General features: G+C 35.1%; 16 protein-coding genes. 10 read left to right on the top strand and 6 right to left on the bottom strand.

All coding sequences use genetic code 11. The features are described 5' to 3' along the window. Positions 1-367: 367 nt before the first annotated feature. Entirely contained in the window at positions 368-1,603 is a 1,236-nt protein-coding gene (locus E0W69_RS08910) for a site-specific integrase (protein WP_131329731.1), read from the top strand. A 169-nt stretch (positions 1,604-1,772) separates the two neighbouring features. On the opposite strand, the gene E0W69_RS08905 is transcribed toward E0W69_RS08910, so the two are convergent. Genes E0W69_RS08905 through E0W69_RS08890 form a run of 4 tightly spaced genes read right to left on the bottom strand, consistent with a single transcriptional unit; the run spans position 1,773 to position 11,663 of the window. Further along, positions 1,773-2,714 (bottom strand): leucine-rich repeat domain-containing protein, encoded by a 942-nt coding sequence (locus E0W69_RS08905; RefSeq protein ID WP_150926019.1) that lies wholly within the window; start codon positions 2,712-2,714, stop codon positions 1,773-1,775. Then, complete coding sequence (locus E0W69_RS08900) at positions 2,638-6,222, bottom strand: DUF6443 domain-containing protein (protein ID WP_131329729.1); 3,585 nt, start codon at positions 6,220-6,222, stop codon at positions 2,638-2,640. The genes E0W69_RS08905 and E0W69_RS08900 overlap by 77 nt, the downstream gene beginning before the upstream one ends. 13 nt (positions 6,223-6,235) lie before the next feature. Continuing rightward, positions 6,236-7,468, bottom strand: coding sequence for a T9SS type A sorting domain-containing protein (locus E0W69_RS08895; protein ID WP_131329728.1), 1,233 nt, complete (start codon positions 7,466-7,468; stop codon positions 6,236-6,238). Positions 7,469-7,517: 49 nt separating this feature from the next. Then, the gene (locus E0W69_RS08890; protein WP_131329727.1) at positions 7,518-11,663 is read right to left on the bottom strand and encodes a DUF5977 domain-containing protein; all 4,146 of its coding nucleotides are present in this window, start codon (positions 11,661-11,663) and stop codon (positions 7,518-7,520) included. 514 nt (positions 11,664-12,177) lie between these two features. Between E0W69_RS08890 and E0W69_RS08885 the strand changes: the two genes are divergently transcribed. The 9 genes from E0W69_RS08885 (at position 12,178) to E0W69_RS08845 (ending at position 19,578) form a co-directional block, all read left to right on the top strand. Then, complete coding sequence (locus E0W69_RS08885) at positions 12,178-13,329, top strand: hypothetical protein (RefSeq protein ID WP_131329726.1); 1,152 nt, start codon at positions 12,178-12,180, stop codon at positions 13,327-13,329. A gap of 237 nt (positions 13,330-13,566) precedes the next feature. Beyond that, positions 13,567-13,782 carry a hypothetical protein gene (locus E0W69_RS08880; RefSeq protein ID WP_131329725.1) on the top strand — a complete coding sequence of 72 codons (216 nt, stop codon included), beginning with the start codon at positions 13,567-13,569 and terminating at the stop codon, positions 13,780-13,782. Between the two features lie 243 nt (positions 13,783-14,025). Continuing rightward, complete coding sequence (locus tag E0W69_RS08875) at positions 14,026-14,352, top strand: plasmid mobilization protein (RefSeq protein ID WP_131329724.1); 327 nt, start codon at positions 14,026-14,028, stop codon at positions 14,350-14,352. A 74-nt stretch (positions 14,353-14,426) separates the two neighbouring features. Then, complete coding sequence (locus E0W69_RS08870; protein WP_131329723.1) at positions 14,427-15,503, top strand: relaxase/mobilization nuclease domain-containing protein; 1,077 nt, start codon at positions 14,427-14,429, stop codon at positions 15,501-15,503. 24 nt (positions 15,504-15,527) lie between these two features. Beyond that, positions 15,528-16,115 (top strand): hypothetical protein, encoded by a 588-nt coding sequence (locus E0W69_RS08865; RefSeq protein WP_131329722.1) that lies wholly within the window; start codon positions 15,528-15,530, stop codon positions 16,113-16,115. Positions 16,116-16,392: 277 nt separating this feature from the next. Then, positions 16,393-16,881: a JAB domain-containing protein gene (locus E0W69_RS08860; protein ID WP_131329721.1), complete on the top strand. Its 489-nt coding sequence runs from the start codon at positions 16,393-16,395 to the stop codon at positions 16,879-16,881. Between the two features lie 185 nt (positions 16,882-17,066). Further along, positions 17,067-17,954, top strand: a complete 888-nt coding sequence (locus tag E0W69_RS08855; RefSeq protein ID WP_131329720.1) for a DUF488 domain-containing protein — start codon at positions 17,067-17,069, stop codon at positions 17,952-17,954. A 3-nt stretch (positions 17,955-17,957) separates the two neighbouring features. Then, entirely contained in the window at positions 17,958-18,788 is an 831-nt protein-coding gene (locus E0W69_RS08850) for a hypothetical protein (RefSeq protein ID WP_131329719.1), read from the top strand. 82 nt (positions 18,789-18,870) lie between these two features. Beyond that, entirely contained in the window at positions 18,871-19,578 is a 708-nt protein-coding gene (locus tag E0W69_RS08845) for a hypothetical protein (protein ID WP_191968017.1), read from the top strand. 119 nt (positions 19,579-19,697) lie between these two features. Here the strand turns inward: E0W69_RS08845 and E0W69_RS08840 are convergent, their stop codons facing one another. Both E0W69_RS08840 and E0W69_RS08835 read right to left on the bottom strand, forming a co-directional pair. Next, positions 19,698-20,801: a transglutaminase-like domain-containing protein gene (locus E0W69_RS08840; protein ID WP_131329717.1), complete on the bottom strand. Its 1,104-nt coding sequence runs from the start codon at positions 20,799-20,801 to the stop codon at positions 19,698-19,700. A 132-nt stretch (positions 20,802-20,933) separates the two neighbouring features. Further along, positions 20,934-21,293, bottom strand: coding sequence for a hypothetical protein (locus E0W69_RS08835; protein WP_131329716.1), 360 nt, complete (start codon positions 21,291-21,293; stop codon positions 20,934-20,936). Positions 21,294-21,852 lie beyond the last annotated feature (559 nt).

Here is a 21,852-nt window from a genome sequence, read left to right as displayed (position 1 = left end):
TGGATAAGCATTTCGGCTTTTCAAAGGTTAGCACAAGTTAGACAAAATGTTGCTAACCTATCTGCTCACCTTGGAGTTCTTAATTATTTAAATATTTAACTTAACGACACTTAACAAGAAAGCCGTGTAATCTATTGATTTACACGGCTTTTTTAATTTTATTGAAATCAGTTTAACTTTGTTCTACTGCTTTCTGTGATCCCGCTGGGACTTATTTAGCATAAATAGAGTTTAATACACTTTAATAAATATTAATATAATCAACTATTTACCAAATAGTTATAATATATTTTGTGAAAATAGATTATCTTTATTTTAAGTAAATATCCAAAATACTGTAAGTAATTGTAAGTAAAAATTTATTATCATGGAACCTCGTTTTTATCTCAGCAACAAACTCAATAAACAAGGACGTTCAACAGTAATGCTCTATTTGTATTGTCACGGTAAAAGAATTACCATAAGCACCGGCAAGGTCATAAAACCAGCTAATTGGAATGAAAATGCACAACGAGCAAGGGGTACCTCTTCCGAAACGATGGAATTTAATAATTATCTACAATTCTTTGGTGCAAGTGCTGTTTCAAAACTAACAGATTTGATACAGAATAAGGAACAAAATATACTTGTAAAATTCAAGCAGCAAATAAAGCAAGTTGAGATAAAGAAGGCGGAAAAAGTCCGAATAGATTTGTCAGAAGGCGGAAGTCTTATACAATTCATGGAAAAATTAATTCCTACACTCAACCGCACATCTGGTACATTAGCGCAATACCGGACGACACTTAAAAATCTGAAGTCCTTTCAAAAAGAGTGTTATAAGAGACCTGTACATTTTGAAAGTATTGACATGGATTTTTATAATGCCTATGTTTCTTATTGTCAATTGGAAAAAGAGTATTCTGTAAATACAATAGGTAAAGAAGTAAAGCATATCAAATTCTTTATGGCAGAGGCGGAAGAAAGAGAACTACACTCCAACTTCAAATTTAAAAGCAAACGCTTCAAAAAGACATCAGAAGAGAGTTTCTCAGTTTATCTGTCAGAAGACCAGATAAAAACCTTAAATAAAATGCACTTAGAAAATAATTCACAAGATGAAGTCATCCGAGATTTATTTGTAGCATCCTGCTGGTTAGGTTTGAGAGTTGGTAATTTGTTGGAAATTACTAAAAGTCATGTTCATGGTAATGTAATTTCGCTAAGAAGTGAAAAGACCGCTGAATATATTGACATTCCTTTACATCCTATCGTGAAGAAAACTATTGTCAAATATGGAGGAGTATTACCAAATTCAATCAGTGAATGGCAAATTAATCGAAGGATTAAAGATATTGTAAAAATGGCGGGCTTTACTGATGATGTTGCTTACTCCATTAGTAAAGGAGGACGAAAGGTTTCCATGAACGAACCTTTTTACCGTCTTGTTACAACACATACTGCTAGAAGGAGTTTTGCAACAAATATGTATAAAAGAGGTATCAATATACAAACCATAATGGCTATCACTGGTCACAACTCAGAAAGAACCTTTATGTCTTATGTCAAATCCAAAAGAATTAATGCAATAAAGGAAATGCAGAATATGTTTAAAAGTCGATAATGATTATGTTACGAATATTGATAATAATCTATATATAGTATAAATAGCAAAAAATATTCCTAAAAAAAATTTATGCTATACAAACAAATATTAATTCATCTATTCTAATACATCTATTTGTTCAGAAAATAAAATATTCAAACACAGCAAAAAAATTAAAGAAACAAATTTAACTGTTTTTATTTAAACTATTGTAAGTATGTGAATAATGTTTCTTATCAAAAAAGCCTACATGTTCTAAACCAACACACGGAGTTAAATCCCCGTCAATAACGGAGGTGCCTACAAACCTAAAATCTTTTAGATTAGACATTTCTTTAATAAATTGAATCGAAGAGATTGAACCACAATTATTAAATGCCAATATTTTTAAAGCATTTAATAACTTGACGTATTCATAATTTTCGATATTTTTACAATGATCTATTAATAATTGAGTTAAATTATATTTACAACCTTCTAAATGACCTAACTTTAGTAATTTATTACAATAGTTTAGTTCTAAATTCTCCATTTTTTTTAAACTATCCAATCCATTCAAGGAATTAACTGTAGATTGGGTTATCGTTAAAGATTTTAGACTATCAATTTCTGAAAATTCTGATAAATCTTTTGATGCAGGTTTATATTTGTATAAAGATAAAATCTCCAGAGCTCTACATTCATTTATATTTATAACAAATGGGCTCCAATCAACTATTAATTTTTTTAGATTTGGAAAATTTGCAAAATCAATATGAAGGTCTGTTCCAGAGATATACAAAGATTCTAATTTTTTTAAGAAAAATAATCCATCAATATTAGGTATATCTGATATTGAAACATTTTTAATAAAAGAATACTTTTTAAGAAAGTCTACATTTTCAATATTATATCCGTGTGCAGGTGAAATAATGATTCCATCAACTTTATTTTTCTTATAATAATTCATTGACTCTTCAATTCGAGATACATCTATTATTAATTCGACGTTTTTACCAGATGTATTTTCAAAAAATTTAAATCCTTCTTTTATTATTATTGCCATAAATATATTAAGGTGTATTATCTTGTTTTTTATATTTTTTACCAGGAGATGCTCTTCTATTATAATTTTTAGAGGAATTACCATGTCCTCCATTTTGTTCAATGCGTGTATCCTCATCTTTAAAAGCGTCACGTTCTGAATTAGCTGGAGTAAAATCTGTAGCTATATGAGGATCATTATTTTCTCTCTCAACCCTTTTGGCTGATTTTTGAGACCTACTTTTACTTCCCTTTCCACTATAAGTCTTACCACTTTTATGTGTATTTGTATAGGATCCCGTTTCTGTATTCGTCTTATTCTGTTTGCTAACGCCATTTGATTTAACAAGTGTCTGTGGTCTAACACCGTCAACATCTTTTTTTTCATTAGAACCTTCAGAAAGCAAAGCGTGTAATCGATATCCATTTGCTACTGTACTTGTGGCAGTTGTTATAATTGCTTCACGTAAAAAAGACGCAGTATTTACAATAAGATCGTGCAATGCTTCTCCCAATGTTTGAGGACGAGGCCCACTGTGTGAAGCAGAAGGATTTTGTACAATCGGAACCATTGGTATTGGACCTTCGGGAGTTGGTACTGTCACAGATTCCAACCCTTCTAACTCTACATTTCCTGTGACTTTATTTTCACTAAATGCATAAGTACTATTGTATTCATACTGATCTGCCAGAGGATCGATTTCAATAAATCTACCGATTTGTGGATCATGATTACGGTATTTAAATTCTAACCAATCAAGTCCTAACTCATCATCGAACTTCTGTCCTTGGAACGTCTTGTCCTTGTTTGTCAGCATCGGGTTGCTCTGACTTGAAGATATTCCCTTCATTGTGAGCCCGAACGGATAGTAATGAGTTTCTTCAAGAATGGGGCTTTGTAGACCATATTGATCAGTTACTACTAAGCGAACATTTCCTAAATGATCCTTAAAGAAATAGTCCAGTATTAATCCCGTACTATCCTTTGTCCTGACTCTACCTTCACTTGTGCCAAAGAACTGTAATGTGTCATTGCGGTACTGGTTATTACCCAAGTATAGTGTGGAATCGGTTTTTCCCGTTGCCTGATTATAAACCGCTTTTTTCCACTTGTTTCCAGATGCATCATACACATAGGTAACCGTACCTGTGCCAGTCACCGTGACTACCTGCGGTAAATTTAGGTAATTATACGTTATGGAGGAAATTGTTTTGTTCTGGTCTTTTGTCAAATTTCCATTACCATCGTAGGCGTAATCATCATCCGTATTGGTTCCATTTTGAAAATCCCCCAAGTTTTCAGACGCATTACTTACGGCATCTGCCACTTTTGCCAATTTATTGCTGCCACTCTGGTAGGTATAAGTCAACTGATCCACCAGAGCAGAGCTATTGGACGAGGTTTTCAGCCCGTATTGGTTCATGGCAGTGATATTGCCATTGTTATCATATGTCAACCCAGATACATTATAATTCACAGTGGTGTTGGAAAATGCACTTCCTGTGTACTGACCAAAAGTAGCACCGGTAAGCCTATTCGAGGCATCGTAATTAAAATCATATTTTCTTACTCTACCATGACTATTTGTTTTCCATGCCATACCTGCAATGTTGCCCGTTAACTGGGCTGTGGTATTATAGGATTGACCATTAATTAAGGCCGATGCTATCTTGTCGTAGGCAAGATCAAAACCCCAAAGTCGGGAAGCTGGATCATAGAGCGTTCCTGACGGTTCCGCGTAGCCTTCACCCAAGGGAGGTGTGGTATTATCGGTTGTAACCCCTTCTTTGGTATAAGCTCTATTAACGCCCAATAACCATCCCCTGATATTATAATCATAGTCTAGTGTATCAATAGGCGTAGAAAGATACGTATTTGTATTACCGTTTCTTTTAAGCCCTACGAGTTTACGTTTTAGCTGACCAATAGCGTCATAACTACTCTGCGACAATACAAGCCAATCACTAGCGGTATCCTTGCGTACTTTAGAATAGGCTATTTTTGTTTCCTCTTTTATCGTTCTCCAAAGCTCATCATAGGTGTAACGGTTGACGATAACGGTCGTATCTGGTTTTGTCCCTACTTTTTGGGTCTTGTTGACGGTAATAAGAGGTTTGCCATTCCAGCTGTACTGAGTGGTCGATACGTCTATACCACCGGTTACATTTTGTGATTGTATCTGCACCACCCGTCCCTTGTCATCATATATGTTTGCTGAAGACAAGTAGGTGGAGCTTCCAAGTAACTTTACCTGTGACCAAGTCACCAAACCCTTGGTTGTGATCGTACTATTTTTCGCGGGCATTACTGGATATGGCCAGGAAGTGCTCGTAGCAGAAAAATAAGTGTTCCAAGTTGTCAGCATGGAAGATGACAATCCTGCTGGAAGCCCGTTATAATCATCATAATGGGTTACTGTCAGTATATTGGAGCTATCCCCAGAAGGAATATAGGGGGAGACGTTGTAAGCTGCCGATAACAAAGTGGCAAATGCGGTACTATTAGACGTCTGATAAGTTTTATAAGGACGGTTCAGATTATCATATTTAGTAACATTCCAAGTGCCCAAAGCTCGCAAGGTAGAATCCTGCACCATTACAGGTAAATCACGTGCGTCATAGACTGTATATACTGGACCTGCACCAGGAACTTTCTTGATCGTCATTCTATTACGACCATCGTATTCGTAGCGAAAACATTGTTCAGATAAAACTTTGGCGTTCGTTGTTTGGCTCAATACCCATCCAGAAGAAGAAAGGGTTTTAACGCCTTCAGGCTGTATGACACAGCGTAGATTCCCTAAATCATCGTACATATAATAAGTACAAAGCCATCCGTCATGACCCTGTCCAGAACCATCATCCGCGCTGCCTGTAAGTTGCACTTTTTTTAGAACTACAAGGCCATCCTTGTCCTTAAATTCTATGACCTGTTTATCAGCTTCGTCTGTAGTAATTGTTTTATAAAGTTGTCCCACACCATAAGTAGATAGACTGGCATAAGAACTTAAGATACTTCCGCTGCTACTTCCTATGGTAACATTCCAAATACGCACACCATCTGCTGTTGTATTTGCATAGTAACCAGTAGCAACCCCTTTTGCTGCCCCCAACCAACTGTTACCCGGAGCCAGCGTTTTTATCGGGCGATCCAGAGGAGATAGTTCAAAATTGGTTTGACTATAAAACAAGTTTTCACCTTGACCTGCAACCGGACTGGAGGGATTGCCTGATGCATAAAAAGTCGATTGTGCAGAGGTGGCACTACTTTTAAAACCTGCGTCTGTAGCTGAAGCTGCATATGGCAAGTAGTTTTTGGATTGCCTACCATAACTATCGTATTCGATAGGGGTTACCAAATCACCAGCCGTAGCTCCAGTTATTAAAGAGCCTTGACGGATAACGGTTTGCATCGGTCTACCGAGTCCATCAAAGTACTGTACTCCCAATTGTACATCCTTGCCCGGACGTGTAAGCAGGTTGGTTGCACTCGCCTCAGGGGCCATGGCGGACCAAGTGGCTATATAATTTTGGGCGCTCGTCTGAGCATTTACTACAGTAGAGATACAAAGTAATAATATTAAAAAAGCGAATAATCTTAATCTGTATATCATAAAAAGTTTTGGGTTAAATCTTGACAGCCTTGAATGAATGTATTTTACCGTTTACCGATACTTGCAAAAAATAAACACCGGGGGCCAATCCTGCGGGTGGCTGTAGGCTGAAATTATAGGTTCCCGTAAAAAGTTTCTGTGCCGCTTTTTGATACACCTGTTGTCCTGAAATGCTATTTAAGGACAAGGATACCATAGCTTCTGCTCCCAAAGAAAAACTGATATTTAAAACATCATGGAACGGATTAGGATAAACCTTCGTATCAGTAAGTAAAATATCCTTTTGTTCGGTTTTTACTTCCCGCGTCAATGCCAAAACAATGGGTTTAGAGGGTTCTCCGCGATCTTCAGAAAACATTGTAACATTTCCAGCCAAATAAATCCTATCAACTCCTTGAACGATATTAAATGCAGCGCCTTTTAAGCTATAGGATAAAGCACTGTCTGGACTGTAGTGATCTGTTCTACCATACGTCGTAGGTTCAAATACCAAAGAGTCTCCGCTTAAGGATGCAGAGAAATGGAAAGAATCCGTACCACTTTCCACCCACTGCCCACTTATTTTTGAAGCAAAGCTACCCAGTTCCAACTCCATGGATTTCGCCTGCACGAGATTTTTACCACTCCAGTCATATTGTAAAAGATAACCTTTATACCTACCGTTGATAATATCACCAACGGGAAAATGACCAGGTATACGTACAAAACTGTTCATGGACCCCGTTGATGGCAGAGCTGCATTATGGATATTTTCCAATAGTTCCTTTGCAGAGTCCGCCCTATTTTCTGCTGATATGGCAGCAAGCTCCATCTGGGCTTGTTTACTTCCCAAAGAATCCGCATATTTCAACCAATACGTTGCACTGTCCTTATTGGCGGCGATTCCGTAGCCATTGCGTAAACACAAACCATAGAAATACATGGCATTATCGTATCCCTGCAAAGCTCCTTGACGAAAAAGACTGACAGCTTTTCCATAATCTTGTGAGCAACCAAGCCCCTTATAGGACATGTAGGCCAGAGCGTACTGGCCGTGCGGATCCCCCAAAGCTGCTGCTTTTTCAAATTGCTCGACGGCTTTGCCATAATCCATTGGAACGTCTGTACCTGTGCGGTATTGCTGCCCCAATTGATAGAAGGTTCGCGCTTGTCGTATATGGGCCAGTGTTATACTATCCATATTTTGCGACCAAATTCTAACTGAAATTAAATGGAGTAATATTAATAAATAAGATATTTTAAGCATACTATTCTAAATTTATATTCATCATCTTTATCTATTCAAGATTTAAAATTTATCTTCCAATTACGGCTTTAAGCGTATAATTTGTACCAGCTGATAAAGTTGCAGAACCTGTTGTAGTTAACCCTGAGGCAATATTGGCTATTTGACTACCATTTAACGTAAATGGTACATTATATGGAGTTGTACTTGGAAGCGTAAACTTTAATTGATAAGTTCCTGCTGGTAGACTAATGGTTGTGCTACCCGTATTACTTGACGGGAAATTATAAGTGCCAATATTGGAATTCCCAGAAGAACTTATTTGAACAGTAACTGGATTAAATGTACTTACTGATGATGTTTTTTGAAGAGTAATGGAAACAAGCGCACTACAAGTTCCCACATTATTGGCATATGTTTGTCCATTTGCATTGATATTTGCTGTAGCTTTTTGGTTGGCATCACTTTGGGAGATAGATGAATAGTAACTGTTAGCAGAAACAGTATAAGTAACTTGTGAGCCTTGTAAGCCAGAAGCACAATTATTTTTAGTAAATATTTGACTCTGTGCTGTATTTCCATAGTAGGTAGAATATCCTGTTATGGTATAAGGTTGGTAAATTGAAAAATTTCCAAGAGTTGTTGCACCTCCCGCAGGCGTATTTACGACCTTTTGGGTCCCATTAACATCAATTAATGCATTTGCACCTGGCGTATTAAATACTACTGTGTATGCTCCTGTGGGTAATAATAAGGAAGTACCGCTTCCGGATGCACCAATAGAATAAGTGGAGCTATCTTGGCCTATAAAATTTAGTACTCCCATAACAGAAGCGCTGAACATATTAATATTGTTGATACTAATAAGCGCTTTGCATCCTCCATTAGAATTAGCATAATTTTGCCCGTTTGTATCAACATCATTTTGAGCCAATTGGTCTGCAGCGGCCTGACTTACCGTAGATTCATACTTTCCAGCCGCTACAGTATATGTAACTGTTTCTCCCGTGAGATTTGCAGAGCAAGTATTCACCGTAAAAGATCCGGACTTAGCTGTATTTTTATATATTAAGTTCGGTGATCCATTCCTATAGTTATAACTTATAGTACGCACAATATTCTTATCATTATCTAAAATTCTAATTAGTCGTCCTAATGGATCATATTGATAATAGGAAATTTTTCCAGTGGGATCAGTTTCACTTGTAATACCAATGAGGGGATTGTGCGTATAGGTAAAAATATCTGCACCTGACGAAGACAATGCACTGCGTAGGTTATTTAAAGCGGTGCGCATATCCGCATCTGAAAGGTAAGGACTATTAGAACTACTCCATGATCCTCCCATTGCAGCGATGGCAGTCGTGTATGTAACCGTTTGGCTATGTATTCTTGCCACTGGATATTGAAAATTATACCCCCATATATAAGTATCTCTCATGCCGTCACGATGTTTAACTTCCGCGATATCACCTTTATAAGTATAAGCCAATATAGAATCATCTACTGATAATGTTGCACTACCCAACTGTGTTTGATAGCTGTATGGTAAATAGAATAAAGGTGTTTGCGTTCCAGAAATGGGGTAAATGGCTTGGTAATTCGTTCTTGACAAAACAGTTTGGGCATTATTTACGCTATTTGTATCTTCTACGATGGAAGAAAGCATATTTTTACCCACCATCGCATTATAAACCGTATTACCCGTAAAATCCGTTGGATATTTATATCCTTCTCGCGTAGACTTTCCTTTTGAGTTCATCGTTTCCAAAGTCCTGAGTTGGTGTGTATTGCCAATATTATAGGTAAAGCGTTGCGTCTCCTGCAACGAATCACTACCAGCTCTATAATACATTGTTGTTGTCTTCGATGCAAGGTGTGAATGGTAAGAATAAGGGATATAAGCCGAAAGTTGAAGTGCTTCAAACATATTAGAAAGATCTAAAGACATAGAACCCTCCGTTGGTTTTCCAAACATTTCGCTTTGAAATTCCACAGCATGTATCCTAGTATCGGTAGTAACTGAATCTAAGAAATAATTATAAGATTCACTTTTTAAAAGATGTGCAGCGCTATCGTAGTATTTTATAGAAAGGGGTTTACCTCTTTCATGTGCCATGGAATTATATTTGAGTTTATTCATGAAAGCAATTTTTCCATTTATATCATAAGTTATATAATTTTCAGTGTAACTCAGTGCTGGTCTGTCCCCAAAACCGTTATCATGATTGGTAAAGTCATATTGAGTAAGAGAACCATCACTGCCTTTTTCGTAGACCCTGCTGTAAGTAACATGTGCTCCATTTGTTGAATTATCTATTAAAACGGGAGTAATTTTAAATTTATAATAATTAAACTGGTTATTATCTGTTCCACTTTCAAAATAGGATGGCACTCCTGCTACAACTCCGCTAGTTAGCGTATCTCCTCCTAAATAATCTCTTTGATAGAAAAATGTTCTAACCAATGGTTTTGAACTATCACCCGTAAGCGTAGTTATTTTGTGTACTCGAAGCCCACCAGTATATACATTGTGCGTGCTATCAATGGCATCAAAACTAATGGTTGATGCATTCCCCGTCACATATTTGGAATAGCTATTGAGTTCATATTCTATATTGTCCGTACCTCCCGTAGGATAAGTTATGGAAGTAAGATAACCAGCTCCTGCAATGTTTAAATCCATAGATGGTTTGCGGTAAGTCGGATAAATATTTTTGAATTGGTTTACGGAGTACACAAGAGAGCTATCCCCTGCAACGGAATTAAAAAAATCTTTACCATTAAAATTGCCCCAATCATCGAGTTCCATAGTCTGATAGGTAGATGGTAAAGGACCGCTGTTATAGCCAAATTGATAGCGTTTAACCATGGAGGTATCGCTGCCATATAAACTAAGGCCTGTAAGAAAAAGCCTCGAATTACTGTTTTCAAAATAAGTAGGAACTACTTTATTTATTTTTTGTCCAGAAAGCAATGATTTAACGATCATACTGTCTAGTTTGTACCAGTGTAAAACATTGTCATACGATGTTAGGACACTAGATGAATAGGGTCCATAATCTGTACCATAAGCAGACCAGTTATCTTTATTAGTATTATTAAAAGAAGCAATCTTATAATCCAAGTCATTAGAGTGGCTTCTATAGAAGTCTATCTCCATATCTGGAGAAGTAATGGAAGTGAGATAGGTTTGGTAATTGCGAACAATGGCATAATTGACATTTTGGTAGCTACCAGAACCATTATTGACTTTATAATTGCCCGCCGCGAAGTTTGGATATACTTTAAATATCGGACTATTATCCATTGAATAAGCAAGTGTGTAACTATAATTACTGTTGGGAAGAATCACTTTGGTCAGATACCATGCATTAGCTATATAGTTTTCATTGTAGGATGTAGTACCATCCATTGCATTAGCTGAAAATTCTATACTTCCTGGCTGTCGACCGAATACATATTTTATCCCTTTATCATCTGTGATGGTAAACCCATATATTATCCGCTTTACACTAATCGTTCTGGACGCACTAGCATTTCCACCGTAAATTTTTTCAGTTATTTGATAGTTCGATGCCAATGTATCTTCTATTTTAAAATCAATATCTGTGGAAGAGGATATCACCCATTGACCTACTTGATTTTTATAGAAGGAACCACTTATTGAACCTACAGAAAAATTAAACACATCTGGGTTTGGATGAGCTGTATTCGCATAGGTTCCGGATGGGACGTACGCGAAACCATTACCAAGAGATTGAAGAAAGGATGTCGTACTCCATGAAGAGTTATTTAGTGTTCCATAATTGTCATAGTAAGAATATTTATTATCTGGACTCTCACCATTACCCACCAATATTTCATCCACACCCTCATTGACACTTCTGTTGATGACACCTCCAGCATTAAGTATCCAACCTAATCCCATTATACCAGCATGCTCTTGTGGCTTTATGAGATCTGAATTATAACTCAAACTGATTGGTAACGTGAAATCTCCTTGAGTGATACTATAAAGATTCAAGTCAATCGTAGGTTTGCCTGTGAACATATTAATAGAGTTAACTCCATAGGAACCTAGCGATGCCGCTTGGGGACTGCTGGCAATAACTTTAGGGATTGCTTGTCTTCCAGAAGGTATAACCTGTGCAGAAGATTGATAAATTGAAAAAATTAAAATGAGGACTAAAATTTGCAAAAGTCTTGTATGCATAAGTATTAGTTTGCCAAAAAACAATTAGGTATCAACTCTTCAAAGGAGTAAATTAGAAATCTATTCTATGCTTGAAAATAAAAAAATGGCGTTCAGTCGAACAACTTAAAATTAGGTTTTAATGTTTAGATATTTATCCGCACCAATATTTAAAAATACATTGGTATTCAAATTTCTATAAAACAAATTAATATCGTTTAAAATCGATTGTATGAAAACCTTTCTATTAGAAGTGTAGTATTCTCTCATTGAGATCTCTTTAGGGTAAAAAAGCCTCTCAAATATAGAATAAATATGAATATCGATTGCTTCAAACTAAATTATTTTGTAAAAGATCCTTGCTTTTTTATTCAAAAAATGATAATTGATAATTTTACAACTTAAAACATGTGGTATCGCAATTTTACAATTAGTCGTGTTTAGGTGTTTAAAATACTATCTTAACTGTCTATGGAAAGATGATTAATAAGGACAATTTGTTATCTTTAATCTCAGCAAATCCATAAATTTTTCCATGTCCATTCCATTCAAAAAGCTGAACTACCGTTACTACCGCCAATATCTGGATCGGTATTTTGGTAAGCATCCTTTGTTGTCTTATGGCAAGTATGGACTTTTTGAGGACTTTGCAACAGAGGATACTTTTGAGTTTTGGGCTGCTAACCTGGATAGTGTCATAGTACGTTATGCAATAGATAATATGGATTTCCTTTGTACAGATCGATGTTTTCAAGATATTTTTGATATAGTTGTTCCTTATAGGACTCCTCAACATATTGTGCGTGATAATGGAACAGATGTAGAAATAACGCAGGAACAAGCCAAAGAAATTATGTCCCATTTCCATAATGGATACCATATCGGAATGCGTAATTTTAAAGAAGAAACCTCGGTGTTAACATGGATAGAAGATAATGAGGGAAAGTTATCTTTCTTAAAAGACATGGGAGATGAACTCCTACGACTTTTCCATTATGACGGGGAAACAGTACCTGAGTGGATCCTATTTTATGGAAAAGTACAAGCTTATCTTATCTGCTGCGCCTATCTTTTTGTGGATATTCAAACGGCTAAATACTATAACGACCGCACCAAATCTTTGCCTCTTCAAGGAGTACAGAGTAAAAATGTGAATATTTCACCATCGGAAAATAGCAAGATGCCAGAAGGTTCATCCTCCCAAAATATACAAGTTGAGTCTGATTCATCCGGTAAAAACATTCCACAAAAGGTAACTTCTACTGCTGAACCAAAAGATCTTTTGTCCGTTTGGGAAGCTTACTTAAGTATGGCGCCACAATTAAAAAACGAAAAAAAATCACTTACTGCATCTCAAATAGTTGAGGGTCTTTTTACTCAAAGTTCAGCAAGTAGGGAAGCTATAACCCTGGGTCCAGGAGATTTTGATCATGGTGTCCGTTCCATAAATTTACTTCTAGGGGCGGCAAGAATCTGCTACGAGATCAACTTAAAAGGTAAAGGGAAACAGGAAGGAACTTTAAAGGATTATGAAAATCTCATACAATTCCTTTTCCCGCAGCAGGCAGATAGTCGCTCTATTGCCAATAGGATGCGCGATCAAAAAGAAAGCTTTCTGGAAATTCTAGGTAGACAAAATCCTCAAAAATATACCCTTGTTTTACAGATATTGGAAAGATATAGATAAAAAATTCTACTATCGGTTAAAGTCAATCACTTAGGGCTAGATTTGGTTGAATAGACTACACTATAGTTAAAGAAACTACATCAGCTAAACATCGTTTTCCATTCGGTAAAGACCATTTTCATATAGTAGTATTCATCTACATCCATATACATAGATGTACACAAAAAATATAGTTCGTTTTCTTTTTCTCTTTGCACTACGAAGGAATATCCCTTCGCTACCGTAAAAATATCCCCTATGACAAAGGAAACAACAAATGAGGAATTCATCTCTCAAAAACAAATTGCCGATATGCTGCATTATTCGGTGCAGACCGTTATCAAAAAACGCAAATTCGGACTAATTAATTCCAGACAATTTTGTCCCAGAGGACGTGTATTTATCGACAGAAAAAAATTCTTTGAAGAGGATATGCCCAGACTGATTTCACTTGCAAACAAAGATAAACTGTAATCAACATCTAAATAAAAGCCCCAGAGTCCAGAAGGGAGCCAATCCAAATAGATGGAATAATATAGTCAGAAAACCTCCTAGAAGGTCGTAAAAATAGGCTGTATTATCAGTATCTCAAAACCCTATGATAGGAGCCCTTGGTTTTCTATAGCAAGCAGGTTGGGCATACTCATGCGAGGCCCAAATTATCTATTCTCTCATGACTGTCGCATTCGTCATTTATTTATTTTCAAATCCAAGTATATGAAAAATAAAACACGTCGTTTAAATATACTCGTCACTCCTGAAGAATACCGTAGTATTTACTCGAAGGCTAGGCAATCTGAATTACCCATTTCTCATTTTTTGATTGAAGCAGCTAGAAAAGTCGAGATCAAAATGTACCTTAAAACCATTCCTGCTTCTGTATCCAAAGTAGTTTTGACGTTGACACTTACGGCTTCCAATTTCAACCAATTGGTTCGCCATTTACACCAAGGAGCGGTGCAGAATATTTCTGAAAAGGAACTGCGATTCTATGGTGAAAGAATCCTTTATCTCGCTGGTGAAATAAAAAAAGCGGTTCAGTAGAATTGGCATCATAGTCGCATTTTTTATTTACGAGCTGTCCAATATTTTTCGATTTCCATTACACATTTACGAGTATGATCGCTAAACAAACTACCGCAAAAGCGTCTTCAATTTCTAATATGGTCTCTTATGTACTTAGAGAAAATGGATTAAAACATCCGGAAGAAAAAGCTCAAATCATTTTTCAAAATGCACTTGTAGGAGAACATACTGATGAAATTGTGGCGCAAATGCAGATGGCATTGGACTTAAATAACAACCGTTGCAGTCAACCGCTATTTCATGCGATCTTTTCTTTAAGTGAAGGAGAATTTTTAAATGCAGCGCAAGAATTACAATTGGCAGCAATGGTAATGAAGGAGTTCAAACTAGACGAGAATATGTTTTTACTTTGTAAACACACTAGTCCGGAGAGTAAGGATCACTACCATGCGATCATTGTTCGTCCTCCAATTGATGGTAGACAAGTTGTAAATCTGTTTCAGTCCAAGCAAAGATTAATGAAAATTTCCCGAAAATGTGAAATGCTATTTCATCTAAAACAAGTCAAGACACCGAAGACTTGGAAACAGAAATTAAATAGTTCGAATAACGAAAAACAGCATTGGAATGCTCGGCAGTTGCAAGCTAGAATGGTTTTGAAAAATGCACTTTATAAGGCAACGTCCATGTTGGAATTTATTATACAAATGCAAAAAGCCGGTTATAGTTTACACAAAGGAAGGGGACTGGGAATTGTACATCAATCCTCTGGAATTTATTTTAAAGCGAGTTCCTTAGGATGTAGTCTTTCTAAAATTGAGAAAATCATTGCCTTTAATAAAAAACAACAGAAAGCTCCATTGAGTCCGTCTCAACTAGTACAATTAGAAAGAAATATTGCCTTGGCAAGGGGTGATATAAATGATAAAATATCTAAGTCTACTTTGCGCCTAAGAGATAGATTCATGCCTCGTCAAGTTCATCCAACATCTAAAAATAATATTAGTGAAAGTGTAACTATTGAAACAGTGACAAAAGCTCTGATTGATTATATGATTAGTCCTCTTAAGGTAGATATTGATAGCGTTTATTTTGGTGCGATGGGGATGGATGAGTCAGAAGAAAAAAAACGCCTCAAAGAAAAAAGAAAAGTAAAATTATCTATGTAAGTAACCCTTTAATATCCTCAAGTTATGAATCTTTCTGAAGTGGAAATCGTATTAAAAGATTTAGTAAAAGAAGTGCAAGAAATCAAAGTGCTTGTTGAAAAGGTGGAACCCTCTCAAGTACAAAACGAGCTTTCCGATTCCTTGTCTTATAGTCTGAGAATACTACTTAAAAAAGTGGACCATATGAAAGCACTTTTAGATTTGGTGGTCAAAAAGGACATTAAAGAGGATAAGATGTTGCGTCCAGAATCCATGGAAAAATTGCAGCGATCCTTAGAGCGTATTATTCAACAATTGGCAGATCCAGAAAACCAAAGGATCCGCCATGAACACAGCTTCAAAGATTGGAGATGGTTGCTTCTTCTATTGTTTTTCATTGGACTATCCATTTTTCTGGGTTGGCTTAGTTTTACACGTTACAATCAATACAACGAACTACTCATAAAGTATGACTATGTTCAACAGGCGGCACCAAACTTTATCAGAGCTGTAGATTCTGTATACAATAGAAATCCATATTATTTTTTAGATCATCCTCCTAGAAATTTGGAACAAAACAAAATTTCCGAAAAAACTTCTTTCAAAAAACGTAAAGCAAAAAAGAAGAAATAGTCAACTTTTGTTGTCACATATTTTATACAAATTTGGGACAGTTTATTTTGTGTACGTATTCAATTTTATTTTCAGAGTAATGATCGTTTTAGTTTAATTTTTTCCTTCTTCTGTTGTAAGATTTTATGTACCGTTTTTAGTTCCACTAAGCTAAGACGGTTCTCTTTAAAAAGCAGGCAGCTTTCGACGGCATATGCTCACTACGCTCCGCTATTCCACGTACTGCCTTCTTTTTAGAGAACCGTCTTTTATCGCTGTTACACAAAAACAGTACATCATGAAAACTTACAACTCAACAGCAACCAGAGAAAATGAACTTCATTGGTCCGAATTACAAGAAGTTCAACTATCTTATCGCAACAAAATAAAAGCTACACAAAGACCTAAAATCAATATGGCAGAAGATGCACTTTCGCTTTTTAGATCTGTTTGGAACGAAGATGAAATGGAATTGGTGGAATCTTTCAAAATGCTTCTTATGAATAATGCTAACAGAGTCCTCGGTGTATATCACGGTTCTACAGGTGGTACCGCTGGAACTATTGTAGATATTCGAATTTTACTTACGGTAGCTTTAAAATCTAATGCTTGTAAAATTATTGTGGCACACAATCATCCGAGTGGGAATCTAACTGCCAGTACTGCTGATCTGAAGATTACAGAAAGATTGAAAGATGCAGCCAAACTAATGGATATTACACTACTGGATCATCTAATCCTTACTACAGATAGTTATCAATCTTTTGCAAATGAAGGACTCTTGTGAGTCCTTCATTTAAATATTAAACAGAAAAAGTTGTTATTTAACACAAGACATATAACAAGATTGCTTCATATGAGGCTACAATTGAGAGGGAATACTAAGAAATTTAGTTATCCTTATTGAAATACTTATATTTGTATGATTTCAAATGAAAATAAAGGACTTTCTAAAAAGAGTATCTTTGCTGTATGTTTTATAGGCGCAAATTATTATTGGGGTTATTGGAAGCTTTTGATGGAGAATTAGATAAAATTTCTTTGCAAAAGCTCCTTTTCTTGTTTTGTAATAAGCAGGGTGCAAATGCTGAATATCATTTTATACCCTATTTATATGGTTGTTATTCAATTACAGCTAATTCTGATATTGAATCATTGGCAAAGGCAAATATCCTTAATTCGGGAGAAAAAGAAGTTAAGAAATTAGATAAATCTAACTATATATCTAAACTAAAAGCAAATGACAAATTGTTGCTTGCTGAGGTTAAAAAGAATTATGGACGCATGAATGCACATACTCTCATGCAACACACTTATTTGAATTTTAAATATTATGCAATTAACAGCGTTTTAGCCCAGCGGATATTGCCTAATGAGGCTTATGAAAAAATATTGGAAAGCCGGCCTAAGCGGGAAGGTATCATTCTGCATACGATAGGATATGAGGGTATTTCTTTAGAAGAATATTTAAACAAGTTGATACGTAATGATATTAAACTGTTAATCGATGTACGGAATAATCCAATGAGTATGAAATTTGGGTTTTCGAAATCCCAATTAAATGCAGCTTGTGAAAAAATCCATATAGAGTATCTACACATCCCGGAAGTCGGTATACAATCAGAATATCGTCAAGAGCTTAAAACGCAAGCTGATTACGATAATTTATTTAGTATTTACAGAAAAGAAAATCTACCCAAAACTACCGTACAGCAGAGGCGCATATTGAAATTATTGGAAGAAAAAGAAAGAATCGCTCTCACATGTTTTGAGGCTAATGTTTGCCAATGTCACCGCAAACATCTTGCAGAAGCAATTCAAAACCTACCTGGCTGGAAATATGAACTAAAACACATATAATATATGGCTAAAGAGAAAATATTGATTACTGTAAAAACCTATCCCAACTTGTCTGCCAAATATGATGAATTGGTATGCACTGCCGGATTTCGGGAAGATGGAACATGGATAAGAATTTTTCCCATTCCGTTTAGGAAATTGGAAGATGGTGATAAATATCATAAATACGATTGGTACATAATGGATGTAACCAAAAATCCTAAAGACCAACGGCCAGAAAGCTACCGGCCCAATTTGGATGTTCCATTTGAACATATTGGATCTTTAGGGACAGAAGGAAATTGGCTAAAACGTAAGGAAATAGTTCTTAAAAATAAGCATTATACCAATATGGAACAGTTAATCGCCGATGCATATGATAAAGACAAGTTCACATCTCTTGCCGTATTTAAACCTACAGAGATATTGGATTTTATTATTGAACCAGATGAAAGAGTGTGGAATCCCGAAAAATTAAAAGCAGTTATCGAAAAAGATAAGCAGACTAATTTGTTCAAAGAAACGGGAAATCCATTTAAGGTGGTTGATAAATTACCCTATAAGTTCTCTTACAAATTCAAGGATGAAACGGGAAAAGTAAGGACATTAATGATCGAGGACTGGGAAACAGGAATGCTGTACTTTAATTGTTTGAAAAAATTTGATGGTTATGATAGGGAAGCTCTTGCTTGTGAGCAAGTGCGCCAGAAATATTTTGATGATTTTGCTAAGACGAAAGATTTATATTTCTTTTTAGGAACTAGTTACAAGTTTCATATGCAAAAGGCTCATAATCCTTTTATCATTATAGGAACATTTTCACCAAAAAGGGAATCTCAATTAGCTTTATTTTAATATCTATTAACTTTTATTTAATGGGTAAAAAAACAATCAAACAGACAACAAGTTCGGCGCTGCCATCTTTGGAATTATTGGAATGATTCTCGTAGCATTATTTTATAAAAAATTTATTAGTTCAAATAATGATACACTTGTAAAAGTAATGTACACGATGTTATTTTGGGTATTTTTATTTATATTTAGTTTTTCAATTCCAGAGAAGAAAATTACATTACCAATTTTATTTATCATCCAGGTTCCGGTTCTAATATTTTTATTACTATTTCCTTTCATAAAGGCATTAGGAAATGTTTTTGCGGCACTTATATTTTCCGCAGCGCCATTATTACTAATTATAGCGGTTGTAAATCATTTTTTTTATACTTTATCCTACGATTTGAAAATTTATTTATTAATAAGTTATTTGACTATTATTAATAGACTTTTTTTAGATAGCATTTTAAGAAAAGTGAATAAAATAATGGGAAAATCAGATGATGGAAAAATGAATGAATTATTTGAGAAATTTTCGTTATCATTTGCTGATAATAGAAAAATCACATTTTATATTTATGCGATTTTCTTTGTACTTATAGTATATTCAAGTATTCAAGATCTAATTCATCCGGAAACAAAACACTTAAAGGTCATTATCGCCTCATTTTCAACATTTTTGGCTTTTGACAGGATAGTAACTAATTATGGAAAACTTTTTAAATTAAACTTTAAATTAATGCAAAGACAGCTACTTGATATTTATAGAAAGTCTCCATTCATTGGAGATAGAAATTCAAATAATGAATAGATTAAAAGATAACAAAATATAATTCATTTTCCTTATAGTCTTCTGAAGGGGAAATTACCATATCCAATGACAATCAGAAAGACCTGTAATAGGAGACTTTCCAGAGATATCCTTTTTGTTTATGGTTTTTGCCAAAAGTATTGAGGATCGTTCGTAATGCTACCTATATTGCTCATATTGGAACGAGCATAACCAATAGGCAACAATGAAACATATTTATTTACATTATTACGATAACGACTTTCAGGATTGAATTGACTACTTATAGGAATCTGTAACCAGTATAAGTTTTTCGCCATATAATTCATCAAATAACTTTCTTTCGTTTGTTTATTTTTATTGTTCCAATTTGCATCTTCATTCAATATCAATGACCTTCCATCAATTAAACGTTCTCTCACTTCTTCAATACTTAAAAGATTTCCCTTTTCGTCTTTGATATAAGATGCAAAAGTCGGATCAACCCAAATCCATTTTTGTAGACTATCAACCCATACACTACAAATAACGTGACAATCCTGGTCATTTTCGTTTTTAGGGAGACAGGTTACGTAACGAGATTTAAAACCCATCGATAAATACATCTCGTTCAGAGAAATCGCCAAATGTCTACAATTTAGACCTTTGTTTGTAGCCTTATGATATTGATATAAATCTATTGCATCAAATTCCGCAAGGGCATAATTGCTACCATCATGTGTAACATTGTTATGAATCCAATACATGATGTTCAGTATTTTAGAAACTTCATTACCATCTCCTGCAATAGAGTCAAGTTTAAAATAGGTCTTTACGTCTCGTAAACGGGCATTTTGGGGCGTTTCATAAGAGAAATGGGGTAATCCTGTTGTGTCAGCTTGTTTATATGCACCAGCTCGTTTAAGTATTTCCAGTTTAGAAGGGACACATTTTATTTGAGTCCATGCAGAATCTTTGTCTAGTAAAATTACAAAATCATAAACTCCATTCAGTTCTGTCTTGAATGTTATCGAATCCATGTCCGTAATAAAAGTGACTTTTTTGCCGGTGGTCTCATATACATCTGGCTTTGCGGATGGGACTATAGTCCATGAATTTTGCTGAAGTTCATTCCCGTCACGGATACTAACCATTTTAGACTTCGCATGGATAATCTTCATTTTAGATGAATTATGCAAAGCCTTTTGGCCAAATACGGTAAAAGAAATCAATAAACCTGTGAGACAAATTATTGCTTTATTCATATAGTTCTTATTTCACAATTACGTACATTAAATGCTAACTTTATATTGCTATTCTAAAGCCATTAAAGAGTTGATTTAGTATATTCATTGAAAACTTCTTCATCAATGAATACCTATCGTACCGCTCTAAAATTATTTTCTTTTCTTCAAATCTAAAATGTAAGTTTTCTGAGTATTTATGTGATCCTGCATTTGATCTTGTAGTTCTTTCAATCTGCTTATCTCATTTTTTAATAAAGCTAATTTATCCAACCAAACTTTTTCTTCTTGCTTTTTGAATCTATCCATAATGGGATTTTTATAGAAAAAAGAAAAGAAATCATAATCGAGTTTATCGGAAAGCTCAATCAATAAATCAGTATCAATTACAGTTCTTTTAAATATGTCAGCAGTGCCAGGCTTTGTTTTATTTATTAATAATCCTAATGTTCTGGAATTCAACTCTTTACTTTTTGCGATTCTTTCAATAAGAGCTCCAATATATTTATCCATTTCTCAAAGTTCATTTTTCAAATATTGAAGGCTTTTTTTAATAGGATTAAATTATTTTACTTTTGAATTAAATTATTTTACTTTATTTGAATTTTTATGGTAATTTTGTTTTTAGATAAAAATATCTTGTATGTAGAAATATATAGAAGTTCAACATATTAAAGAGTCTCGATGTTCCAAAGTATGACAGCCAAGAGAACGAGACGGTAAGATACTCATGTCTTTTAATGCGTACATTGCGTTATTAAAAAGGTATGGGCCTTGCTGTAACTTTTCTCTCTTGGCTGTCAACTAGGACTGGAAAAGGATAAGGCAGGCCCATATTCTTTTGATAGAGACTCATAATTCTTAACTGGTCAATTAAGGACGATGAGAACAATAACTACCCACACGCCTCAAAAAAAGAGCGTACAAAGAATTCAACAACAAATGCATTGGCATATGGCCAAGGCTAATCAACAATATGCGTGTAAACCGCGTAACCCAAGCTAATAATAATTTTCCTATTGAGTTCTCCTACTATTTTAAATAAATAGTTGAACTCAATACTGCCAGAGTC

Source organism: Rhizosphaericola mali, from assembly GCF_004337365.2.
GTDB lineage: Bacteria > Bacteroidota > Bacteroidia > Chitinophagales > Chitinophagaceae > Rhizosphaericola > Rhizosphaericola mali.
Note: the sequence above shows the minus strand (reverse complement) of the source record. Positions and strands in the feature narration are given on the sequence as shown.